This is a genomic window from Amycolatopsis iheyensis (genome assembly GCF_024703995.1).
Classification (GTDB): Bacteria; Actinomycetota; Actinomycetes; order Mycobacteriales; family Pseudonocardiaceae; genus Amycolatopsis; species Amycolatopsis iheyensis.
Genome location: NZ_JAMXQV010000056.1, coordinates 1 through 18,857, shown reverse-complemented (window position 1 = coordinate 18,857; position 18,857 = coordinate 1). Strand labels below are relative to the sequence as shown.

The 18,857-nt window shown below is 71.8% G+C and carries 21 protein-coding genes and 1 pseudogene; 5 read left to right on the top strand and 17 right to left on the bottom strand.

The window, feature by feature from the left end; genetic code table 11:
• Nucleotides 1–118 precede the first annotated feature (118 nt).
• On the bottom strand, nt 119–1,066 hold the full coding sequence (locus M8542_RS49305) for a substrate-binding domain-containing protein (RefSeq protein WP_257927372.1): 948 nt from the start codon (nt 1,064–1,066) through the stop codon (nt 119–121).
• Between the two features lie 80 nt (nt 1,067–1,146).
• On the opposite strand from M8542_RS49305, the gene M8542_RS49300 reads away from it, so the two are divergent.
• Together M8542_RS49300 and M8542_RS49295 are read left to right on the top strand one after the other, a co-directional pair.
• Nucleotides 1,147–2,001 carry a LysR family transcriptional regulator gene (locus tag M8542_RS49300; RefSeq protein WP_257927371.1) on the top strand — a complete coding sequence of 285 codons (855 nt, stop codon included), beginning with the start codon at nt 1,147–1,149 and terminating at the stop codon, nt 1,999–2,001.
• 60 nt (nt 2,002–2,061) lie between these two features.
• On the top strand, nt 2,062–2,241 hold the full coding sequence (locus M8542_RS49295) for a hypothetical protein (RefSeq protein ID WP_257927370.1): 180 nt from the start codon (nt 2,062–2,064) through the stop codon (nt 2,239–2,241).
• Nucleotides 2,242–2,247: 6 nt separating this feature from the next.
• Here M8542_RS49295 and M8542_RS49290 read toward each other — a convergent pair whose 3' ends face one another.
• Nucleotides 2,248–3,294, bottom strand: a complete 1,047-nt coding sequence (locus M8542_RS49290) for a T6SS phospholipase effector Tle1-like catalytic domain-containing protein (RefSeq protein ID WP_257927369.1) — start codon at nt 3,292–3,294, stop codon at nt 2,248–2,250.
• Between the two features lie 99 nt (nt 3,295–3,393).
• The gene (locus tag M8542_RS49285; RefSeq protein ID WP_257927368.1) at nt 3,394–3,525 is read right to left on the bottom strand and encodes a hypothetical protein; all 132 of its coding nucleotides are present in this window, start codon (nt 3,523–3,525) and stop codon (nt 3,394–3,396) included.
• A 102-nt stretch (nt 3,526–3,627) separates the two neighbouring features.
• Between M8542_RS49285 and M8542_RS49280 the strand changes: the two genes are divergently transcribed.
• Both M8542_RS49280 and M8542_RS49275 read left to right on the top strand, forming a co-directional pair.
• Nucleotides 3,628–4,230, top strand: a complete 603-nt coding sequence (locus M8542_RS49280) for a hypothetical protein (RefSeq protein ID WP_257927367.1) — start codon at nt 3,628–3,630, stop codon at nt 4,228–4,230.
• A gap of 185 nt (nt 4,231–4,415) precedes the next feature.
• Nucleotides 4,416–5,483: a hypothetical protein gene (locus tag M8542_RS49275; RefSeq protein ID WP_257927366.1), complete on the top strand. Its 1,068-nt coding sequence runs from the start codon at nt 4,416–4,418 to the stop codon at nt 5,481–5,483.
• 4 nt (nt 5,484–5,487) lie between these two features.
• Here the strand turns inward: M8542_RS49275 and M8542_RS49270 are convergent, their stop codons facing one another.
• The 13 genes from M8542_RS49270 to M8542_RS49210 form a co-directional block, all read right to left on the bottom strand.
• On the bottom strand, nt 5,488–5,871 hold the full coding sequence (locus tag M8542_RS49270; RefSeq protein ID WP_257927365.1) for a hypothetical protein: 384 nt from the start codon (nt 5,869–5,871) through the stop codon (nt 5,488–5,490).
• A 1-nt stretch (nt 5,872) separates the two neighbouring features.
• Nucleotides 5,873–7,027: a hypothetical protein gene (locus M8542_RS49265; protein ID WP_257927364.1), complete on the bottom strand. Its 1,155-nt coding sequence runs from the start codon at nt 7,025–7,027 to the stop codon at nt 5,873–5,875.
• Between the two features lie 69 nt (nt 7,028–7,096).
• On the bottom strand, nt 7,097–8,527 hold the full coding sequence (locus tag M8542_RS49260; protein WP_257927363.1) for an aldehyde dehydrogenase family protein: 1,431 nt from the start codon (nt 8,525–8,527) through the stop codon (nt 7,097–7,099).
• Between the two features lie 9 nt (nt 8,528–8,536).
• A complete protein-coding gene (locus tag M8542_RS49255; protein WP_257927362.1) occupies nt 8,537–9,310 on the bottom strand; it encodes an SDR family oxidoreductase in 774 nt (257 codons plus the stop codon).
• A complete protein-coding gene (locus M8542_RS49250; protein WP_257927361.1) occupies nt 9,310–10,191 on the bottom strand; it encodes a dihydrodipicolinate synthase family protein in 882 nt (293 codons plus the stop codon). Before M8542_RS49250 ends, M8542_RS49255 begins: the two co-directional genes overlap by 1 nt.
• Nucleotides 10,188–10,973: an enoyl-CoA hydratase-related protein gene (locus M8542_RS49245; protein WP_257927360.1), complete on the bottom strand. Its 786-nt coding sequence runs from the start codon at nt 10,971–10,973 to the stop codon at nt 10,188–10,190. Before M8542_RS49245 ends, M8542_RS49250 begins: the two co-directional genes overlap by 4 nt.
• Nucleotides 10,970–12,151: a CaiB/BaiF CoA transferase family protein gene (locus M8542_RS49240; protein ID WP_257927359.1), complete on the bottom strand. Its 1,182-nt coding sequence runs from the start codon at nt 12,149–12,151 to the stop codon at nt 10,970–10,972. Before M8542_RS49240 ends, M8542_RS49245 begins: the two co-directional genes overlap by 4 nt.
• Nucleotides 12,151–13,506 (bottom strand): FAD-dependent oxidoreductase, encoded by a 1,356-nt coding sequence (locus M8542_RS49235; RefSeq protein WP_257927358.1) that lies wholly within the window; start codon nt 13,504–13,506, stop codon nt 12,151–12,153. The genes M8542_RS49240 and M8542_RS49235 overlap by 1 nt, the downstream gene beginning before the upstream one ends.
• Nucleotides 13,507–13,516: 10 nt before the next feature.
• Entirely contained in the window at nt 13,517–14,812 is a 1,296-nt protein-coding gene (locus M8542_RS49230; protein ID WP_372508815.1) for an MFS transporter, read from the bottom strand.
• 65 nt (nt 14,813–14,877) lie between these two features.
• Nucleotides 14,878–15,474: a helix-turn-helix domain-containing protein gene (locus tag M8542_RS49225; protein ID WP_257927356.1), complete on the bottom strand. Its 597-nt coding sequence runs from the start codon at nt 15,472–15,474 to the stop codon at nt 14,878–14,880.
• 134 nt (nt 15,475–15,608) lie between these two features.
• On the bottom strand, nt 15,609–15,956 hold the full coding sequence (locus M8542_RS49220; RefSeq protein ID WP_257927355.1) for an STAS domain-containing protein: 348 nt from the start codon (nt 15,954–15,956) through the stop codon (nt 15,609–15,611).
• Complete coding sequence (locus tag M8542_RS49215; protein ID WP_257927354.1) at nt 15,953–17,173, bottom strand: PP2C family protein-serine/threonine phosphatase; 1,221 nt, start codon at nt 17,171–17,173, stop codon at nt 15,953–15,955. The genes M8542_RS49220 and M8542_RS49215 overlap by 4 nt, the downstream gene beginning before the upstream one ends.
• Nucleotides 17,170–17,970: an alpha/beta fold hydrolase gene (locus M8542_RS49210; protein WP_372508814.1), complete on the bottom strand. Its 801-nt coding sequence runs from the start codon at nt 17,968–17,970 to the stop codon at nt 17,170–17,172. Before M8542_RS49210 ends, M8542_RS49215 begins: the two co-directional genes overlap by 4 nt.
• A gap of 109 nt (nt 17,971–18,079) precedes the next feature.
• Between M8542_RS49210 and M8542_RS49205 the strand changes: the two genes are divergently transcribed.
• Nucleotides 18,080–18,457, top strand: a complete 378-nt coding sequence (locus M8542_RS49205; RefSeq protein WP_257927353.1) for an ATP-binding protein — start codon at nt 18,080–18,082, stop codon at nt 18,455–18,457.
• Between the two features lie 37 nt (nt 18,458–18,494).
• Here the strand turns inward: M8542_RS49205 and M8542_RS49200 are convergent.
• Nucleotides 18,495–18,857, bottom strand: a pseudogene (locus M8542_RS49200) (amino acid permease); the annotation flags it as partial.

The window sequence follows — 18,857 nt, the reverse complement described above, 5'->3', positions numbered from 1 at the left end:
GGCTCCGGCGCGGGCACCCGCCCGGCGGCCCGGCCCGCCGCCGCCCCGGCAGCAGGGTCCTCGGCAGCAGGCGCCCCGGGCCCGGCAGGCGCCGCGGGGTGCGCCCTACCGCTGAGCGTCACGTGTCCAGGAGCGCGAACACCTCTTCGACCGGCCACCGCCGCGACGAGAGGCCCTGTTCGTGGTGGTAGCGCAGGTACGTCTCGAGCGTCTTCCGGTTGGCCGAGACGCCGTAGGGCCACCAGTCCTCGCCGAACTGCGCCGCGTTGCGCTCGACCAGTGCGTTCAGCCACGGCACCATCGTCGGCACCTGGTACAGCCGCCGGTCGCGGCGGTAGCGGCCGGCGGCCTCCGTCGCCGCCTCCGCGAACATCCCGTACACCTCGCGGGCGCGGGCGAGCAGCTCCCGCCGGATCACCACGACGTGCATGATCGGGAAGATCCCGGTCCGCCGGTGGTAGTCGCGCTCCACCCGCTCGTGGTCCGGGAACAGCCGGGCGACGTCCGGCGCCCCGTCGAGCACGCACTGCGGCACGTTCGCCGAGAACAACGCGTCGATCTCGCCTTCGGCCAGCAGGTCGCCCAGGGCCCGCTCGGTGGGCTTGACCGACACCTCCTCCGGCCGCGGGTGCGGGGTGAAGCCGAACGGCGCCGCCGGGCGGTCCAGCCCGCCGATCACCCAGCGGTTGCGCGCCGGCTCGAAGCCGTGCTCGTCCATCAGGATCCCCTTCGCCCACACGCCCGAGTCCTGGCCGTACGTGCCGAACTCGCCGATCGTGCGGTCCACCAGATCTTCCGGCCCGGTGATCCCGGAGCGCGTGTTGACGAACACGCACGAGTGCCGGAACACGCGGTTCGGGAAGATCGGCAGCGCGACGTAGGGCGAGCCCGATTCGAGCAGCCGGAGGTAGAACGTCAGGCCGAGCTCGGCGACGTCGAACTCGGCGTCGCGCAGCACCCGTTCGAAGATCTCCGGCAGCGTCGCGGCGGTCTTCACCGTGACGTCGGTCCGGTCGAACAGCGGTCGTGTCGTGTCGTAGCGGTAGCAGCCGATCGTAAGAGTCATAAGGCGATCGTTCGCCGTGACCACCGCGGGCGTCCAAGTCCGGCTCGGTCGACACGATACCGTCCCGGTATCGTGTCGGCGTGGACCTGCGCGCGCTGCGGTACTTCGTCGCGGTGGCCGACGAGCGGCACGTCGGCCGGGCGGCGGGGCGCCTGCACATGACGCAGCCGCCGCTCAGCCGGGCGATCCGGCAGCTCGAGGACGAGCTCGGCGTGGCCCTGTTCGACCGCACGCCCAAGGGCGTCACGCTCACGCCCGCCGGAGCGGCGCTCTACGACGAGGCCGGCGCGCTGATCGAGCGGGCCGAGGCGATCCGCGGCCGGGTGACCGCCGCGGCGGGCGCGGCGACGCTCACGATCGGCACTCTCGCGGACGCGGCCGAGCACGTCGGCGGCCGGCTGGTCCCGTTGTTCCGCGAGCGCCACCCGCACGTCGAGGTCCGCCTGCACGAAGCCGATCTCGGCGACCCCACGGCCGGCCTGCGTGCCGGGCTCGTCGACGTCGCGCTGACCCGGACTCCCTTCGACACCAAGGGAATCGGCACGCAGGTGCTGCGCTCGGTGCCGGTCGGCCTGGTGGTCCGCGAAGACGACGCCCTCGCCCGCCGCGCCTCGGTGGCCGTGGCCGACCTGGCCGGCCGCCGGTGGGTGCGGCTGCCCGACGGCACCGATCCGATGTGGACGGCGTACTGGACCGGTGGTCCGGCCGACGACGAGGCGCCGGTCTCGCGGACGGTTCAGGAGTGCCTGCGGGCGGTGGTGTGGACGGGTGCGGCCGCGCTCGCGCCGGTCGACCAGCCGGTGCCGGGCGGGCTGGTCGTGGTGCCGGTGACGGACCGGCCGCCGAGTGAGTTGGTGGTGGCGTGGCCGAAGGCGGGCCGGAGTCCGTTGGTGCGTGGGTTCGTCCAGGTGGCGTGGGCCGGTTATCGGGAGTGACCGGGGTCAGATCGGCATGATCTGCCGGTTTCGCGGACGGTCCAGGAGTGCCTGTGGGCGGTGGTGTGGACGGGTGCGGCCGCGCTCGCGCCGGTCGACCAGCCGGTGCCGGGCGGGCTGGTTGTGGTGCCGGTGACGGACCGGCCGCTGAGTGAGCTGGTGGTGGCGTGGCCGAAGGTGGGCCGGAGTCCGTTGGTGCGTGGGTTCGTCCAGGTGGCGTGGGCCGGTTATCGGGAGTGACCGGGGTCAGACCGGCATGATCCGCCGGGGCACGCGGGCGAGGTACCGGACGAGGCTGGGCGGCGCGTAACGCGACTGCAGGCGCAGGTGCCGTTCCTCGGCGCACGACGACGCGTACTCCGACGGCGGGTCCACCCGGCCGAGCTGACGCTGCGCCGAGCCGAACAGCCGGTAGAAGGCGTTCAGCGAGTCGTGCAGGACGCCGAGCTCGTCCGGCGGCGGGAAAGCCGCGAACGCCGTGGGCGTGAACGCCAGGCCGCACTTCTCGGCGCGGTCGGTCATCCAGCGCAGCGCGAGCCCCGAGAGCGCCTGGTCCGGGTACCCGCCGCCGACGTCGGAATGCGCGCCCGCGAACCAGACCTGCTCCCGCACCTGCCCGTTCGCGGCCGGCGACGGCTGCCAGACCGCCGGGACGAACGCCTTCCGGTGCTCGTCCACCGCCAGGGCCTGGTACGCCGCCTGCACGGTCGACGTCAGCTGCGTGTCGTGGAACTGCCAGCGCCGGTTCAGCAGGTTGAGCAGGCGGCCGCCGCTGAGCGGGATGCCCAGCGCCCCCACCGTGTCCCAGACACCGACGAACCGGATCGGCGTGACGTCCTCGTGGGAGTGCTCCGCCCGGAACCGTTCGGCCACCGGGCTCGCCGGGCCGGTTTCCTCGTCCCGGTCGCGGTAGAGCCGGTACGCGTCGGAGACCAGGTCGACGTACTCCGGCCGCAGCACCCCGCAGTTGCGGATGAAGCCGACGACACTGCGCGCGGTGTAGGCGCCGCGGCTGAACCCGAAGAAGAACAGCTCGTCACCGGGCTCGTAGTGCTTGACGACGAACCGGTACGCGTCCTGCACGTTCGCCGAGAGGCCCCAGCCGAACGCGCCGCCCGCGAGCCGGCCCACCGGCCCGACCCCGGCGCCGACACCCTCGTGGTAGTAGGCGTTCTGCTCGATGCCGGCGGGGTCGGTGGCCGCGACCGCGTCCTTGACCTTCACGACGTTCGTCGGGGCGGGCTGGCTGCGCGAGTTCCAGGTCCCGTCGCAGCAGATGACCAAGCGCTTCATGGATGCCTCCCCGGACGTCCGACACGCGTGAGTCGCGACCGGGTCATCCCGCGTTACGCCGACCGGCCCCGGCGCGGGACACGCGCCGGGGCTCCGGGCTCACTGGCAGGCTTCGCAGTCCGGGTCGTCGATGCGGCAGGCCGCGCCGTCGGTGAGCGGGAAGTCGAAGTCGTCGAGCACGGGCACCACCGGGGTGGTGGACTCGGCTTCCGGCGTGCTGGTGGCGGACATGGCCCTCCCTAAGGGGTCGAACGGGTTCTCAACCTTCTGTAGCGCCCGAGATCGTCGGGCATTCCGTGACCCACAGCACACCTGGTCTGGTAGTTTCCCCGCATGCGCCTCGCCTTCGTCCGGACGCTCGCGATCCTCGCCTCCCTTCTGATGTTTTCCCTGGTCAGTGCGCCGGCGAACGCCGCGCCACGGCCCGGCTGCGAGTGCTCGACCCCGTCGATCGACCGGTACCAGCAGTGGCTCGCCAGCGGCGAAGGCGCCACTGTCCCGGCCACCGGGAGCCTGCTCGTCCGCGAAGGGCACCGGTACACGGCGAAGGTCGACTTCCTGGGCGCCGAGTGGCACGTCGCCGTCCTGTGGCTCGGGAACCAATTCGAGGCGCAGGCCGATCTGTCCCGCTCGGCCGGGTTCCTGCTGACCTATCGCGCGAGCGACGACCTGTACGTCCAGCTGCGCCCGGCCTCGCACTGGAGCGGCGGCGACAAGTGGCTGACCCTGGTGCCCTCGACCCACGGGAAGCTCGTCACGAAGTTCTTCAGCTTCGACCCGCGTGCCTGGACGTCGCTGCCCGAGCTGGGCACGCCGGCGTACTCGTTCGCCTCCGCGCTGACCGAGGCTCGCGGGCTGGTCTTCGTGGGGAAGACGCCGAACCGGCTCGAGTTCCGCGGGCTGCGCGTCGACGGCTACCGGCCGCCCTGTCTTTGACCGACCGGCGGAAAATCAACAAAGAAACCGGTAATCGGAAAACTTCGGTCGAAAGAGCCGGTTCGGCCCAGTGCAATTCCACCGGTGGCACCACCGCGTAATGTGCTTACCCGTTCGGGCGAAAGCCGAGGCCCGGGAAAAGCGGTAACGTCGGTCGTCTGTCTACTGAGGGGAAAGGCTGGACCGTGCCGTACACCCATTTCCGCTATATCGCCTACGAAGTGCCGACCGCCACCACGGACCTGAATCTCGCGAACGGGCCGACGCTGGCCGGGCTCCCGCCGGGCAAACTGTGCGACCCGGTACCCGACATTCCGGTGAAAGCGCCGCTCGACCAGTCGGCCGACTGGTTCATCCGGCTGCGGCGCCTCGCCACGATGGTGCACATGGCCGAGCGGAACGTCCAGGAGCTCGGCGACGACAGCACCACGCTCAAAGTGTTCGTGGCGCCCGAGTTCTACCTCCGGCCGGCCGACGCGACCGCCCACCACACCTACGACGTCGAGCAGTACCAGGAGGTCTGGGGCGCGCTGGAGCAGATGTTCCGCGCGGTGCGGCTGACAAACTGGCTGATCGCGCCGGGCTCGGTGCTGTGGCACTCGGACACGATGGACGTGACCCAGCGGACCTTCTACAACACCGTTTGGTTCACTTTCGGCGGCGCGCGAAAGGGCGAGTCGAGGCGCGTCGAAAAACGGCTGGCTTCGCACATCGACGGTGTTCCGCAGCAGTTCGCGGTGGGCAGCAACCCCCGGCTCCAGGGCGCTTACGAGGATCGGGAGTTCGCCCGGGAACGGTTGCTCGAAATCGGGGGACAGGCGATCGCCGGCTTCGAAATCTGTCTCGACCACGGTGATCAGGTGCTCAAGAAAACCGTGGCGGAACTGCAGAACGACCCGCAGGACCCGTGGAAGAACGGCGGGCCCGCGCTGCACGTGCTCACCGCCGGCGGCATGCCCCTCGACGAGGAGGCGATCGTCGCCCGGCCGGGTGGCTACCTCCTGCGCAACGACGGCTACGCCAACGACCCGTACTCGGAGCTGCGCCGGGTGACCGGGTACGCGCTCCAGTCCGGTGCGCCGGCGAACGCCTGGACCGACAAGGCGATTGCCACCCTGGCCCCCGATCCCGGCGTCGCGAAGGAGGTCGTCCTCAAGGGGGAGTCGCTGCTCGTGCCCCGCATGCCCGGCCAGGGCAACTACTACATGTCACCCCAGCGGCTGCGGATCTACCCGAAGCTGGCGATGCCCTGAGGAGTCACCACCCGGACTTCATGAACCCGGCGCCGAAGTCGTGCTCGTCGGCTTCGGGGCCGGGCTCCGCTTCGGGGCCAGGCTCCGGCTCGGACACGTCGAGCGCGACCAGTGCCGTGATCTCCGCCCGGGTCGCCTCGGCCGCACCCGCGATCGCCGCCTCACGCTCGGTGCCGGGCAGCGCGAGCCAGTCGTCGACGCTCGCGTGGGCCGCGGCGAGCGTCTTTTCGTCCAGGTACGACCGGTAGAGCACGTCTTCCGGCTTTGCCCGGCCGGCGAGCACATCGCGGGCGAAGTCGGCCAGATCGCCCTCCCCGCGGGCGAGCAGCACCAGCTGGTTGTGCCGGGCGAGCCGGCCTTGTTCGGTCCGCCACGGTGAGACGTCCACGTCAGGTCCCCGGGTGCTTGTAGGGTTCGCCCGGCCAGGTCTGCACGGCGATCTCCCCGTTGCCCGCCACGAGCTCGGAGATCCCCGCGACCGAGTGCGCCAGCGTGGTGAGCGCGTCGACGGCGTTGCGCAGCGGGGTCAGCTCGCTCATGATCCCGGCGATCGCCGTGCGCAGGGACTCGCCTTCGCTGAGGCCGACGATGCCGAGCAGGGCCCCTTCGAGCGCCTTGCCGAGCTTCAGCACCTTGCCGAGCACGGCGTCGAGCAGTGACTCGAGGGCGAGGTCGAGCACCTGCATGCCGTCGTAGGCCGCGCGGGCGAAGTTCTTGATCTTCCAGCCGGCCTCGGTGCAGAACTTGGCGTGCGCCGCGCAGGCGTAGGAGTAGTCGGTCAACCAGGCGCGCGCGGCTTCACCGGCGTGCCCGGTCCAGCGGTCCTGGATGCCGAGGCGGCCGCGGTCGATGTTCTGCTTGATCTTGCCGAACGCCAGCCCGGTGTCCTCGAACACCATGCCCTGCTGCAGCAGCCCGTCCCAGTCGCCCGCCACGAACTTCTCGAGGTCGGTCAGCAGGTCCGTGCCGGCGATCTTCGTGAGCAGCCCGCGGACCGGCCCGGAGATCGCGGCGCCGCCGAAGATCTTGTCGGCGATCTTCTGCACCTCGATGTTCCAGCCCCCGAGGGCGTCTTCGCCGGGGACGAGCGAGCCCGGGTACTCCTCGCCGGTCCGGGGGTTGAGGGCCGCGTTGTCGAAGTCGGTGAACGCCGCCGCGGTTTCCGGGGAGGCGACGTCGTCGGCTTCGACCCGCTCGGAGTGCGCTTCGGGGTAGGACCGGTCGGCCTTGGCGGCCGCTTCGTGGTCGGTCTCGCGGTACAGCTTGGCCACGGCGACGAGCGAGGTGTCGTAGGCGTTGGCGAGGGTTTGGGCCTTGGCCGTGTTGGTGGCGAAGAGCGCCTGCCACTGGTCGAGTGGCTTGGCGAGCAGGTTGAGCAACCCCTCGCCCCACTCGCTGGGGCCGATGGTCGCCTGCGCCGCGTACAGTCCCGCGGCGTGGCCGGCCCGCCCGGCGAGCGCGCCCAGCTTGGCGATCGCGGCCGGGTCGGCGGTGAAGTCCGTGCTGATGGCGTCCCCCCGAATCCGTGGTCCACGTCGGAGCATACGGGGGATTCGTCCGGATTCCCAAGACTAAACCGGAGGAACCGCTCGTGCGTGGGAGGACGCCACCGCTCAGCGCTCGTGTCCCATGTAGACGGTCTTGGACCACGTGTAGAAGTCGACCGCGGCCGGCCCCTGCTCGCGGAACGTGTTCGACGACGAGTCCTTGACCCCGCCGAAGGGCACGTTCAGGTCGAGCCCGGTGGTCGGCCGGTTCACCTTCACCACGCCGGCCTCGGCATGTGCGGCGAAGTGGTGCGCCAGCGCGAGGTCCCGCGTGCACAGGCCCGCGGTGAGCCCGTAGGGGGAGTCGTTGACCAGCGCCAGACCCTCGTCGTAGTCGCCGGCCGGCAGCACGGCCACGACCGGGCCGAACACCTCCTGGCGAGCCACGTCGTGGTCGTGGGCCACGTCGACCAGCACCGTCGGTGCCAGGAACGCGCCCTCGGCCGTGCCGCCGGTGGCCGCCGACGCGCCTTGCGCCGTGGCGCGGGAAATCGCGGCCAGGTCGGTCGCGAGCTGCTGGTCGCTGACCACCGGGCCCATCGTCGTGCCGTCGTCCAGGCCGTCACCGGGGGTGAACCGGGCCGCCTCCTTGAGCAGCGCTTCGGTGAACGCCTCGCGCACGCGCGGTGTGCAGTAGACGCGCGAGGTCGCGGTGCAGGCCTGCCCGGTCAGCCCGAATCCGCCCGCGGCGACGACGCGGGCCGCGGCGACCGGGTCGGCGTCGTCCAGGACCAGGTAGGCGTTCTTGCCGCCCATCTCCAGCTGGACGCGGGCGCGGCGCGCGGAAAGCACGTCGTGCAGGCCCAGCCCGACCCGCGTCGAGCCGGTGAACGACACCGCACGCACCCGCTCGTCGGCCGCGAGCGCGGCGCCGAGCACCGAACCCTTGCCGTGCACCACGTTCAGCACGCCGGGTGGCAGTCCGGCTTCGGTCAGCGCGGCGGCCAGGTGGGTGGCCGACGCCGGGGTCAGTTCGGCCGGTTTCAGCACCACCGCGTTGCCGCTGACCAACGCGGGCGCGAGCTTCCACGCCGGGATGGCGATGGGGAAGTTCCACGGCGTGATCAGCCCGGCCACGCCGAGCGGCTCGGCCCGGGTGAACACGCTGGTGTCCGGGGTGCCGCTGGGGAAGACGTCGCCGCCGAGCCGCCAGCCGTGCGAGCCGAAGTAGCGCAGGACGTCGATGGCCCGCCGGACCTCGCCGCGGGCCTCGGCCAGGGTCTTGCCCTCCTCCCGGACGAGGTCGGTGGCGACCGCGTCGTGGCGGCGGCGCAGCAGGTCTGCGGCGTCGAGCAGGATCGCGCCCCGGGCGGGCGCCGGCATCGCGGCCCACGCCGGCTGGGCGGCCGAAGCGGCGGCGATCGCGTCCTCCACAGTGGACAGGTCACCGCTCGGGGCGCTGACCGCCACCTCGTCCGGGCGCGCCGGGTTGCGGCGTTCGGTGACCGGCTCGCCGGTCCACGAACCGTCGATCAGGTGCTGCACGGTCGTCGTCATGACGCTCCTTCAGAGGGTGGGGACCAGGCCGCCGTCGCAGCGCAGCGCGGTGCCGGTGATGTAGGACGCCGGGGCGCCGCAGAGGAACGCGGCCGCCGCGCCGAACTCCGCGGGCTCGCCGTAGCGGCCGGCGGGGATGGCGGCCTGGGCGTCCCGCGCGACGTCGGCGACGGGACGGCCGGTCCGCTTCGCCGTGTTCTCGTCGAGCGAGGTGAGCCGGTCGGTCGCGATCCGGCCGGGCAGCAGCAGGTTGACGGTGACGCCGTCCGCGGCCACCTCGGTGGCGAGGGTCTTGAGGTACCCGGCGAGCGCGGCCCGCCCGAGGTTGGACAGCGCGAGGTTCGGCAGCGGCGCGGCGATCCCGCTGGACCCGACGGCGAGGATCCGGCCCCAGCCGCGCTCACGCATCGCGGGCAGCAGCGCCGACACGAGCTTGACGTGCGGGCGCACGAGCGCGGCGACCGCGGAATCGGCGTCCTCGACGGTGGTTTCGGCCGCGGTGCCGGGCTTCGGCCCGGGGCCGTTGAGCACCAGGACGTCGACCTGCCCGAACGCGGCGAGCGCGGCCGCGGCGAGCCGGTCCGGCCCGTCCTCGGCGGTGAGGTCCGCCTCGACGCCGACAGCGCCGGGCAGCTCGGCGGCGATCGCTTCGGCCCGGTCGCCGCGCCGGCCGCTGACGAGCACCCGGGCGCCTTCGGCGGCGAGCGCCCGGGCGATGCCTTCGCCGAGGCCACCGGTCGAGGCGCACACCAGGGCGGTGCGTCCGGCGAGTCCGAGGTCCATCAGGCTTCCTCCACGGCGTCGAGTTGGCGGGCGAGCTGCTCCCGCAGGGATTCGGGCAACGGCGACGCGGGCGGGCGGACCGCCGCGTCGAGGATGAGGCCGCGGCGGCGCAGGCACTCCTTGCGGACGGCTAGGGCGATCTTGGCCTGTTGTTCGAAGTTCACCAGCGGCAGGTAGGGCAGGAACGCCGCCCGCGCGGCCGCGTACCCCCCGTCCTGCCACGCCTGGACGCACGCGAGCAGGCCCTCGGGGTAGGAGAACCCGGTCATCGCGCCCGCGGAGCCGGCCGCCAGCTCGTCGAGCAGCCCGAGCCCGCCGAGACCACCGAACACTGGCACGGCCAGCTTCGCGGTCAGGGTCGCGATCGCCGGTGGTGTCGGTGGCGCCTCGGCCTTCACCGCGACGACGCCGGGGGTGTCCGCGAGCGCGGCCGTCAGCACCGACGGTCCGATGTGGACACCGGAGACGAGCGGGTAGTCCTGCACGACCAGCCCGGCGCCGGTGGCTTCGTGCACCGCGCTCAGGTGCCGGACGAGCACGTGCGGATCGGCGGAGTTCACCTGCACCATCACCCCCGCCAGCCGGTCGCCCACGACCTCGGCGGCCAGTGCGGCTTCTTCGAGCACCGGCTTGGTCGCCAGGGTCGTCGCGCCGACCACCAGCGGCAGGTCGACGGTGTCCACGACCGTTTCCAGCACGGCCCGCCGCTCGCCGGTGTCGAGTGACGCGGCTTCGCCGAACACGCCCAGCACGGTCAGCCCGCTCACGCCGAGACTCGCGTAGTGCTCGACCAGCCGGGCCAGGCTCGGTTCGTCGAGTTCGCCGGTGGAGCCGCTGAACGGCGTCGCGACGACGCCCCAGACCCCGGGTGCGAGGGTCATCGGCCCGGCCAAACCGGCGGCCGCTTCTCCTGGAACGCGCGGACGCCTTCGACGCTGTCCTCGCTGTCGAGCGCGGCCATCAGCGCGGGCAGCCGCGCCGCCCAGGCCTCGCGGGCGGTGAGTTCGCCGGTCCGCTGCACGATCTGCTTGATCGCCCGCAGCGACGTCGGCGCGCACGCCAGGACGTCGGCGACCCAGCGGTCCACGACGGCGTCCAGCTCACCGGCCGGCGCGACCTCGTTGACCAGCCCCATCGCCCGCATCTCGGCCGCGGGAGCGCGCCGCCCGGTGAGCAGCAGGCCCATGGCCTGGGTGTGGGGGAGCCGCCGGACCAGCTGCGCGACCCCGCCACCGAGCGGGAGCCGGCCGACGCGCGGCTCGGTCAGCCCGAACTGCGCGTGCTCGGCGGCGAGGACGATGTCGCAGCCCAGCACCATTTCCATGCCGCCGCCGAGTGCGTACCCGTTGACGCGGGCGATCACCGGGACGTCGAGCGTGGTGCGCAGGCACAGCCCGCCGAACCCGGTCTCCGGCTCGTCGGCCCAGAACTGCAGGCCGGTCTTCTCGATCGCGTCCGCCGACATGTCCGCGCCGACGCAGAACGCGCGTTCGCCGGCGCCGGTCAGCACGACCACTCGCACCTCGGGGTCGTGCTCGATGGCGTCCCAGATTTCACCGAGCCGCCGCTGGGTGTCCGGCGCGACGGCGTTGAGGACACCCGGCCGGTCGATCGTCACGCGGGCGACGTGCTTGTCGACCTCGAAGCGGACTTCGTCGGTCATCGCAGGACTCCCGCCTCGACGAGCGCGGCGATGCGCTCGGCGTCGTAGCCGTGTTCGGCCAGCACCTCGGCGTTGTGCTCGCCGAGCCGCGGCGGCACGCGGCGGACCGACGCCGGGGTCTCGGACAGCCGGATCGGCGCGGCGAGCGCCCGCACCGTCCCGGCGGTCGGGTGGTCCATCTCCAGGACCATGCGGTTGACCGCGGTCTGCTCGTCCGCCAAGGCCTCGGCCAGGGTGTGCACTGGTGCGCAGAGGATGTCGACGCCCTCCAGGCGTTTCACCCAGTACTCGGTGGTGTTGACGGCGAACCGTTCGCGGAAGATCTCCTGCAGCTGTGGCTTGTGCGCGAACTGCTGCTCCAGCGTGGCGTACTCGGGCCGCGCCGAAAGATCCTCGGTCAGCTCCAACGCGGTGCAGATGTCGCGCAGCGGGTTCTCCTTGAACGCGCCGACCATGCAGACCGCGCCGTCGGCGGTGGTGAAGACCCCGGACAGCGGCATCGCCGCCCAGTTCACCTCGCGGCCGCGGTTGAGCTGCATGCACGCCTCCTGCATCTGCATGTGGAGCATCGAGTCGTACATGGTGACCTCGACCTTCTGCCCCTCGCCGGTGCGTTCCCGGGCCAGCAGCGCGAACAAGACGCCCTGGAGCAGGTGCATGCCGGTCGTGTAGTCGCACAACGTCGTCGGGTACACCGACAGCGGGACCTCGTCGGACGCGCGTCGCCACATCACGCCCGAGTACGCCTGCGCGATGACGTCCTGGCCACCCTTGTGCCGGTACGGGCCCTCCTCGCCGAATCCGGTGCCGGATGCCCAGATGATCCGCGGGTTGCGGGCCCGGCAGGCCTCGTAGCCGAAGCCGATCCGCTCCATCACGCCGGAGCGGAAGTTGCTGACCACGACGTCGGCCTCGGCGATCAGGTCGAGGAGCACGGCCTTGCCGTCCGCGGACCGGGTGTCGACCGAGACGCTGCGCTTGTTGCGGTTGATGGACAGGAAGATCGGGTTGTCCGCGCCGTCCGGGTCCGGAATGGACGACCGGGACAGGTCGCCGACGCCGGGGCGTTCGACCTTGACGACGTCCGCGCCGTAGTCGCCGAGCAGCTGCGTGCAGCTCGGTCCCAGGTAGACCTGCGTGAAGTCGACGACGGTGACGCCGTCCAGCGGCAGGGACATCAGGCAACCTCCAGTTCGACGGTGGCGTTCGGGGCGGGCACGTCGCCGGGATCGGCGCCCTGGTCGTGCATCCCGGCTTGGACGAGCGCGGGGTCGACGTCGCGGACGGTGCTCCCGCGGTCCACGGCGATCCCGGCGGCGACCCCGGCCGCCTGGCCCATCGCCATGCAGGGCGGGATCTCGCGGGAGATTTTCTGCGCTTCCGGGGTCGCCGAGTAGTGCCGGCCGGCGACCAGCAGCTGGTCGACGTCCTGGGGGAGCAGCGCGCGGTAGGGCGTGTAGTAGTCGCGGCCGCGGGCCACCGAGTCGGGGAAGTGCCGCCGCTGCTGGATGTCGTCCTTGGTGACGACGTATTCGCCGCGCAGCAACCGGGTCTGCCGGACGCCGATCTGCTCGGCGACGTCGAGCAGGTAGCAGTTCTCGAAGCCGGGCAGCTCGGCCCGGACGTGGTCGAGCACGGCGGAGATGCGGGCCCGGGCGTCGAACTCGGCCTCGGTCAGCGACGCCGGGTCGGCGCCGTCGTAGCCGGTGAGGTGCGGGCAGTTGCACCACACCACACCCGGCACCGGCGTCTTGAGCCACCACAGTTCCCAGGCCCCGCCGAGCATCCGCTTGACCTTGCGGTTGATCGCCCGTGCCTCGCGCGGGTTCTCCTGCTCGAAGCGTTCGGCCGCGGCGGTGTCGACGCCGCCGAGCCGGAAGACGAGCGTCACGAGGTAGCTGTCGTGGGTGTAGGCGGCGCCGGCCCGGGAGGCGACGTCGATGTCGCCGGTCGTGTCGATGACGACGTCGCCGAGCACCGCCTGCGGCCCGGACTTCGTCTCGCAGACGACGCCGCGCAGGACGCCGTCGTCGACCACCGGCCGGGAGAACCAGCTGTGCAGCCGCAGGTGCACGCCGGCCTCGCGGACGAGGTCGTTCGAGACGCGCTTCCAGCCGTCGGGGTCGAAGGCGACGGCGTAGCAGATCGGCTTGGGGGAGGCGTGGGAGTGGAAGTCGAACGCGCCCCACCGGCTCCAGCGCTTCCACATCTCCGGGGAGGAGATCCGGTCGGCCTCCGGCGGGGACACGGCGAGGCCGATGCGTTCCATCCGTTCGACGTACTCGGCGACGATGCCGCGCACCGACACCTCGGCGCCGTTGACCATGTCGTCGAGCACCAGCACCATGCCGCCCGAGGCGAGCCCGCCCAGTGCCGCGTAGCGTTCGAGCAGCGTCACCGAAGCGCCGGTGCGGGCAGCGGCGACGGCGGCGCTCACGCCCGCCGGTCCACCGCCGACCACGACGACGTCGCTGCGCCGCACCACGGGGGCGCGCAGGTCCTCAGTGGACACGGCCAGGTCCGCCAGGTTCATCGGGTACTCCTCATTCGCCGCAGTAGGTTCCGGTGCGGCGCTGGGCCGCGAGGTAGAGCGCCACGCTGATCAGGCACAGCGCGGCGGTGTAGGCCGGGAACATCCAGGGGGCGCCGTACCGGCCCAGCCAGACGAGCAGGTAGGACGCCGTGCCGCCGAAGAGGGCGACCCCGATGCCATAGCCGAGGCCGACGCCGGTGGCCCGGATCGGGACGGGCAGCAGCGACGTGCTGACCACGTTGTAGAGCGTCATGTTCAGGACGAGCACGAGCCCGCCGCCGAGCAGGACGGCGCTGAACCCGCCGAGCCCGGGCCCGGCGTAGAGCAGCATCAGGAAGACCGCCGGCACCGCGAGCAACCGCGTCACGACGAAGGTCCGCGAGAGTTTCTTGCGGTCGGCCAGGATTCCGGTGAGGACGGAGCCGATCACCAGCACGACACCGAGTGCGGAGGTGATGGCGAAGACGCTCGTCGAGTCCTCTTTGTACGTGCTGCGGGCCAGGCTGGGCAGGCCGACGTTCCACGCGTAGTTGTACGCCTGCGCCGCGCCGACCACGAAGATCATCGCCAGCAGCGCGAGCCAGTGCTTGCCGATGCCACGCCACACGGCGCGGTTGCTCTCGACGGGGACGGTTTCCTTGCTGGAGTTGAGGCTCTCCGGCAAGTTGCGTCGCATGTAGACGATCACGACGCCCAGCACGGCGCCGGCCGCCATCGGGATCCGCCAGCCCCACTGCTGCATGGCCGCCCCGCCGATCGCCGCGCTGGTGGCGAAGCTGATCAGGGACGCGGCGAGGATGCCGGTGTTGACGAAGACGCTCATCACCCCGGCGGCCCGGCCTTCCCGGCCCTTCGCGGTGAGCTCGACGGCGTAGGCGGTCGCGAGCGGACCTTCGACGCCGGTGGAAATCCCTTGCACCACGCGGCAGACGAGCAGGATCACCCCGGCCCACACGCCGAGCGTCCGGTAGCCGGGCAGCAGGGCGATGACGGCGGTGGCGGCGGCCATCGCGGCGACCGACCCGAGCATCACCCGCCGCCGGCCGAACCGGTCGGCGACCAGGCCGAGCAGCACACCGCCGAGCGGCCGGAAGACGAACCCGACGGCGAACACGGCGAGCGCGCTGAGCGTCGCGGCGACGGGGTCGGAGTTCGGGAAGAACTCGGGACCGAGGAAGGCGGACAGCAGCCCGAAGATCTGCCAGTCGTACCACTCGAGGGTGCCACCCAGGCCGAGTGCGACGAGCGGCCGTCGCGCGGCGAAGGTTCTGACGTCGTCGGTTTGACGGGTCGACAAGGAAGCCATGGTTTCCGCCTCGCGGGAAAGTGGCTGGGAAAAGGGGAGGTCGAGGGCCGCCGGAGCGGCCGTGATCACCAGGTGGGGGGCGTGATCACCCAAACGGCGACGCAGGTTTCGTCGCCGGAGTTGACGTACCAGTGCGGAATGGTCGACGCGTAGCGGATCGAGTCGCCGGCTTCCAGGTGGTGCCGGACGCCGTCGAGGTACACGTCCTTGGCGCCGGAGAGGATGAGGCCGAACTCCTCGCCGTTGTGGCGGTAGGGGGTTTCGCTGCTGTCGTAGCCGGGTGGGGTCTCCACCCAGGTGGCCTCGAGGGCCCCGTTGAGGTCGGGGGTGAGCAGTTCGTAGAGCCCGCCGTCACCCTCGGCGAGCCCGTGTCCGTCGATCCGCCGCCGCTCGAACTTCCGCACCACGGGCGACCGGTGGTCGTCGCCGTCGAAGAGGCGGGCCACGGAGATCCCGAGCCCGTGGGCGAGCTGCACCATGGTGGAGAAGGACGGGTTGGCCTTCCCCCGCTCGACCTGGCTGACGATGCCGGTGGAGACCCCGGAGAGCTCACTGAGGCGTTCGACGGTGAGGCCGCGCTCCTTGCGCATGGTGCGGATCTTGGCGCCGATGGCGTGCAGCATGGAGGCGGTGGGGAGCCCGTTGCCTTCTTCTGACGCCATCGTCGATCCTTCAGTTTGGTGATGTGAATGTCAGCATAATGACGGTCTTCAGTGAGTCAAGGGTTTCGTTCAACTTGCTGAAGATTCCGTCATCCGAGCCCGAGGGACCCGACTCGATCAACGCTGCAACCGGATCACCGGTGCGCCGAGATCGCATCCTCGGCACTGTCATAAGTCGGGAAAAAGTCCGCCAACCCGGTCAGCCCCAGCGTCCGAGTGATCCGGCTGGGCACAGCCACCAACGCGACCCCGGCCCGAGCCGCCTCCGCCGCATTCCGGGCCGCGATCAACGCCGAAATCCCGCTGGAGTCGCAAAACGTGACCCCGGCCAGGTCCACCACCAGCAGCTGCCCGGCCCCCAGCTCGAGCCCGCCGACCTCGGTGCGCAGCCGGGGTGCCGTTGCCACGTCCAGCTCGCCGCGCACCGTCAGGATCGGGCCGGTGTCCGCCACCTCGGTCGACGTCGAGAACGGGCTTGTCACTGCGCATCGCCTCCGGGCCGCGGGATGCCGAACGCCAGCAGCGCGGTGTCGTCCTCGACACCGTCGCCGAAGCCGGCCAGCAGGTCGGTTGCCGCCCTGACCACTGCCGGGGCCGTGGCCGGGGTCAGGCCGGTCAGGTCCGCGCGCAACTGCTCTTCGCTGTAGCGGGCGCGGCCATTGGTTCGGGCTTCGGTCAGCCCGTCGCTGTACAACAACACTGTGTCACCCGGCTCCAGCCGCACGTCCACCGACGCGAACCGCGCGTTCGGCAGGGCGCCGACCAGCTGACCGCCCAAGGCGCGCAGGAACGACACCTCCCCGTCGGCGCGCAGCAGCAGCGGTGGCGGGTGGCCGCCGGTGGCCAGGGTGACCGTCGCCCCCGTGCCCTCGGGCCGGATGCGGCCGTGGACCACCGTGCAGTACCGCGGGTCGTCGCCCAGGTACTCGCGGTTGAGCACCGTGTTGAGCGTCCTCAGCGCCGTCGCCGGGTCGGCGTCGTGCACCGCGGCCGCCCGCAGCGTGTAGCGCGCCAGCGACGTCACCACCGCCGCGCCCGCGCCCTTGCCCGAGACGTCGCCGAGGAAGAACCCCCACGTTTCGCCGGTCAGCGGGAACAGGTCGTAGAAGTCGCCGCCGACCTGGTCGGTCGACGCGGGGTGGTAGTAGGCCGCCACCTCCATGCCGGGCACCTCCGGCAGCGCCGGCGGCAGCAGCGTCTGCTGCAACGTCCTCGCCAGCCGCTGCACCCGGTCGCGTTCGCGCTCGGCCTCGTCGCGGGCCCGCACCAGCTCCCGCTCGTAGGCCCGCCGGTCGCTCGCGTCGAACACCGTGGTCCGGATCAGCTGCGCCCGCCCGTCCCTGCCGGTCTTGAGCGTCGAGGTCACCAGCACCGGCAGCCGGTCGCCGACGGCGGTCTTCAGCTCGAACGCCACGCCGCCGAGCTCGCCCTGCATCCGCAGCAACGGCGCGAAGTGCGTTTCGTGGTAGAGCCGCCCGCCGACGGTGAGCAGGTCGGCGAACCTCCGGCGGCCGACGACGTCTTCGCGCTCGTAGCCGAGCCAGCCCAGCAGCGTCGCGTTGATCTTCGCGATCGTGCCGTCCAGCAACGTCGAAAGGTACCCGCACGGCGCGTGCTCGTAGAGGTCCTCCGCGCTGTCCTCCAGCAAAGCCGAAAACTCGGGGCCGGCGGTCTCCCGGCCACCCGCGTCGCACATCATGGTCCGCTCACGAACGCCGTGATCGCGCCGGCGGTCGCCTCCGGCGCGCTCAGCTGCGGGCAGTGCCCGGTCGTGTCGAGGGTCACCAGGCGGCTGCCCGCGATGCGCTCGTGCGTGAACCGCCCGACCTCGGGCGGCGCGATCGCGTCGTTCGCGCACTGGATGATCAGTGTCGGCACCGAAACACCGGCCAGGTCGGCGCGGTTGTCGGAGAGGAACGTCGCCCGCGCGAAGACCCGGGCGATCGCGGGATCGGTGCGGCAGAAGCTGTTCGTCAGCTCCTCGCCCAGCTCCGGGCGCTCCGGGTTGCCCATGATCACCGGCGCCATCGACGCCGACCAGCCGAGGTAGTTCGACTCCAAGGCCTCGAGCAGCTCGTCGATGTCGGCGCGGCTGAAGCCGCCGCGGTAGTCGCCGTCGTCGAGGTAGCACGGCGACGGCGTGAGCAGCACCAGCTTCGCGAACCGGTCCGGTTCGCGGTTCGCCGCCAGCACCGCGATCATCGCGCTGACCGAGTGCCCGACCAGGACGGCGTCGCGCAGGTCGAGTTCGCGGCAGAGGGCGAGGACGTCGTCGGCGTAACCGTCGAGACCGCGGTAGCGTTCTTCGCTCCAGGCCGACAGGTCCGAGCGCCCGGCGCCGGTGTGGTCGAACAGCACGAGCCGGTATCGCTCGGCGAGCTCCGGGACGACGAGGCGCCACAGGTTCTGGTCGCAGCCGAACCCGTGCGCGAGCACGACGACCGGGCCGTCCTCCCGGCCGGTGACGACCACGTTGTTCCTGGTGCGCATGCTCACCGGGCACATCCTGCCACCCGGCCTCCGGCGGTGTCGGACGAGCCGGGCCGGGTTTGAAGCCCGCCGGCTTCGGGTACGCAGTCGCGGTTTGGGTCTTTTCCCTTGGAGTGTGAGGACGATCGCGACGCGCGAGCTCGGCGGCGGCTCCGGCCGGATGGCGGACATCCGGTCGTGGGCCCAGGACCTGCTCGGTGACGTCGACGGCGAAACCCGGGCCGACGCGGTGCTGGTGCTCGACGAACTGGTGTCCAACGCGCTCCACCACGGCGCCGCCCCGGCCCGGGTGCGGCTCGTCCGCGAACCCGGCTGCCTGCGGATCGAGGTCACCGACGGCAGCCGGCGCCCGGCCCGGCCGCGGACGCCCGACCGCACCGGCGGCCGCGGCCTGGTGCTGGTCGAAGCCTGCGCCCGGGGCTGGGGCCAGTGGTGGCACGGCGACGGCAAGACGGTCTGGGCGGAGCTGCCGGTCACCGCCGCCGCGGGGTGAGCACCGGGCCGCCCGGCGTTCGTGTCCGGTCGAGGGATCAGGGGAGATCGGGCTCCGCTTCTTCGCGGCGTTCCGCGAGCACGGCGCGGACGCGTTCGGCGGGCAGCGGGTTGCGCAGGGCGAGCACCATGACCAGCACGGTCAGCACGAGCGAGGCCACGGCGCCGAGGTCGAAGTCGAGCACCCCGAGGTTGCCGGCGTGCTCGCTCTGCTCGGGGTAGTCGCCGAGGTAGCTGATCACCGCGAGGCCGGCGAACCACACCAGCACCCACCACCCGTGCCGGAAGTCCAGCCGCGACGTGCGTCCCTTGGCGACCGTCTCGTGCACGGCCAGCAGCAGGTAGCCGAACGCGATCACCACGAACAGCTTCCAGTTGGTGTCCCACCCGGTCCAGTAGAT